This is a genomic window from Psychrobacter sp. UBA6291 (genome assembly GCF_002439405.1).
Lineage (GTDB): Bacteria > Pseudomonadota > Gammaproteobacteria > Pseudomonadales > Moraxellaceae > Psychrobacter > Psychrobacter faecalis.
Window position 1 is genome coordinate 1 of sequence record NZ_DJUD01000015.1, and the last position, 2,581, is coordinate 2,581.

Genomic DNA, 2,581 nt, shown 5'->3' on the forward strand with positions numbered 1-2,581 from the left:
TCTTAAGTTTGGGAGGGTTACCTATTCATTTTAAATTTACCATTAATGTAGCGCAAATTTTAGCTGTTAATTGTATGTGTAAATAGGAAATGAAACTCACGATTATCCTTTAAAAACTGGAATTTAGACCCCATATTGTTATAAGTTTAAACTCTTATAACCTTTTATAAATGTCAGGAAGAAAGCCATTATGCGAATGCCTGAACCGCGCTCGTCGCGTCAGTTAAATCAATTGGCCACTCAGCTGCAAGGCGAAGCTGAAATCAGTGGTGTCAATGCGTCTGGTACGCAAATATCAAGCCGCGCCTTTGAGATGGTCACCGACTTTGAGCCGGCAGGCGATCAACCGCAAGCGATTGCCAAGCTTGTTAATGGTATCAATGCTGGGATGGATGAGCAGCTGTTACTCGGTGTGACCGGTTCTGGTAAGACTTATACCATGGCAAAGGTTATCGCTGAATGCCAACGTCCAACCATTATTATGGCGCACAATAAAACCCTTGCCGCCCAGCTCTATGGCGAATTTAAAGCGTTCTTTCCAAATAATGCGGTTGAGTATTTTGTCAGTTATTACGACTATTATCAGCCGGAAGCCTATGTTGCTGCCAGCGACACCTTTATCGAAAAAGACAGTGCCATCAACGACCATATTGACCAAATGCGCCTATCAGCGACGCGGGCGCTGCTTGAGCGCCGTGATGCGATTATCGTGGCTTCGGTCTCCTGTATTTATGGTTTGGGCGATCCAGAAAGCTATCTAAAAATGCTTTTGCATGTCGTCGTCGGTGACAAAATCGATCGGACGGCGACCATTAAGCGTTTGGTTGAAATGCAATATAACCGTAATGAGTTAGATTTTGGCCGTGGTACCTATCGCTTGCGCGGTGAGCTATTAGACATTTATCCTGCGGAGTCTGAGCAGCTAGCAGTGCGCGTGCATCTGTTTGATGATGAAGTGGAGAAAATCACTTGGTTTGACCCGTTAACCGGCAAAACCGTCCGAAGTGTGCCGCGTATCACCATTTATCCAAAATCGCACTATGTAACGCCGCGCAATAAATTGGAAGCGGCAAGTCATACCATTCGCGCCGAGCTTGAGCCGCGCTTAGAGTATTTTCGCGACAATAACAAATTGGTCGAAGCGCAGCGTCTAAAAGAGCGTACCCAGTATGACCTTGAAATGATTCAGCAGCTTGGCTACTGTAACGGTATCGAAAACTACTCGCAGCATCTGTCTGGTCGTCCGTCAGGGGAAGCGCCGCCGACACTGTTTGATTATATTCCAGAAGATGCGCTGCTGTTTATCGATGAATCGCACGTGACGGTTTCGCAAATTGGGGCGATGTATAAAGGCGATAGGTCGCGTAAAGAAAACCTCGTTAATTATGGTTTTCGTCTGCCAAGTGCCATGAATAATCGCCCGATGAAGTTTGAAGAGTGGGAGCGTATCAAGCCAAAGACCATTTATGTTAGCGCAACGCCAGCACAGTATGAGCTTGAGCATAGCGAGCAGGTGGTCGAGCAAGTTGTGCGTCCAACCGGCTTGATTGACCCTGAGATTGAGATTCGTCCGGTATTGACGCAGGTTGATGATGTGTTATCGGAGATTACCAAACGCCGTGAGCTTGACGAGCGCGTGCTTATCACCACGTTAACCAAGCGAATGGCAGAAGATTTGACCAGTTATCTTAAAGAATACGATGTCAAAGTCGCTTATCTGCATTCAGATATCGATACGGTTGAGCGCATGCAGATCATTCATGAGCTGCGGACAGGCGTTCATGATGTGTTGGTCGGTATTAACCTGTTGCGTGAAGGGCTTGATATGCCAGAGGTGTCATTGGTAGCGATATTTGATGCTGATAAAGAGGGCTTTTTGCGTTCTGAGCGCTCGCTGATTCAGACTATTGGCCGTGCTGCCCGTCACTTAAACGGTAAAGCGATTTTGTACGCCGACCGCATTACGCCGAGTATGGAAAAAGCGATAGAGGAGACTGACCGTCGCCGCGAAAAACAAGTCGCCTTTAACCTTGAGCACAATATTACGCCAAAAGGTGCGCGCCGTAGTATTACCGATAAAATTGATACGGGTGAAAACCTTGATGCCAATGACAATCAAGTAATCCCTGTAAAAAGCAATCTGCCTGATGTCGATATCAGCATTTTGCGCAGTCCTGATTTACTGGCCAAAGAAATCAAACGCCTTGAGAAACAAATGCAGCAAATGTCACGAGATTTGAAGTTTGAAGAAGCGGCAAAAACGCGTGATAAAGTATTGGAATTAAAAGCGCATTTGATTTAATGGTTTAATTCCGACTGAATGTAGACGTAGAAAGGTGAGTTGCATAGGCTGCAGCTCACCTTTTTTTATTTAACAATGAGACTCAAAAAAGCTTGTCCTTGTATGCATTAATAACTAATAATTTGCTATTAGATAACTTGTAATTATGATAAACGCCACTTAAGATGATATGACGCAGCGGCATGCGCTATATCACTCACGGACGACGTAGGCGGATTACCTATCATGCATAATATTATCAATAACAACAGTCATAAATTAACCCCAGTTCGGGATAAG

The 2,581-nt window shown here is 45.1% G+C and carries 1 protein-coding gene; it reads left to right on the forward strand.

Features of this window, described 5'->3' with window-relative positions:
- The first annotated feature begins 190 nt into the window (after positions 1 to 190).
- Positions 191 to 2,302, forward strand: coding sequence for an excinuclease ABC subunit UvrB (gene uvrB / locus B3R91_RS01985; RefSeq protein WP_286796242.1), 2,112 nt, complete (start codon positions 191 to 193; stop codon positions 2,300 to 2,302).
- Positions 2,303 to 2,581 lie beyond the last annotated feature (279 nt).